General features: G+C 63.2%; 1 protein-coding gene. It reads right to left on the bottom strand.

Annotated elements, in window-relative coordinates:
• On the bottom strand, nucleotides 1-840 hold an 840-nt coding region (locus tag BJQ90_RS16105), incomplete at both ends, for an AAA family ATPase (RefSeq protein WP_226761236.1).

Raw genomic sequence — 840 nt, 5'->3', positions numbered from 1 at the left:
TGCGAAAGTGAACTTGGCGTCGTCGCCTTCGCCGTCCACATCCACTACAACAATGTCGCCGGCATGGATCTCGCCGAAGAGGATCTTCTCGGAGAGCTGGTCCTCGATCTCGCGCTGGATGGTCCGGCGCAGCGGCCGGGCACCCATCGCGGGGTCGTAGCCGCGGGTTGCCAGCAGGATCTTGGCCGCGGGCGTGAGCTCGATGCCCATGTCCTTGTCCTTGAGGCGCTTCTCCAGCCGGCCGACGAACATGTCCACGATCTCGATGATCTCGTCCTGGGTCAGCTGCGGGAACACCACAACATCGTCAACACGGTTCAGGAACTCGGGACGGAAGTGCTGCTTGAGCTCCTCCGTGACGCGGGCCCGCATCCGGTTGTAACCGGTCTGCGTGTCCGTGCCGGACTGGAAACCGGTGGCAACGCTCTTGGAGATGTCCCGGGTGCCGAGGTTGGTGGTCATGATGATCACGGTGTTCTTGAAGTCCACCACCCGGCCCTGGGAGTCGGTAAGACGGCCGTCTTCCAGGATCTGCAACAGCGAGTTGAAGAGATCGGCGTGAGCCTTCTCCACTTCGTCGAACAGGACCACGGAGAACGGACGACGGCGGACCTTCTCGGTCAGCTGCCCGCCTTCCTCGTAGCCCACGTAGCCCGGAGGGGCACCGAAGAGACGCGAGACCGTGTGCTTCTCCGAGTACTCGGACATGTCCAGGGTGATCAGGGCGTCTTCCTCACCGAAGAGGAATTCGGCCAGGGCCTTGGCGAGCTCGGTCTTACCGACACCGGTGGGGCCGGCGAAGATGAACGAACCACCCGGACGCTTCGGGTCCTTCAGGCC

The organism is Arthrobacter sp. SO3 (genome assembly GCF_020532825.1).
In the GTDB taxonomy this organism is placed as follows: Bacteria; Actinomycetota; Actinomycetes; order Actinomycetales; family Micrococcaceae; genus Arthrobacter.
This window is presented reverse-complemented; position numbering and strand designations above follow the sequence as displayed.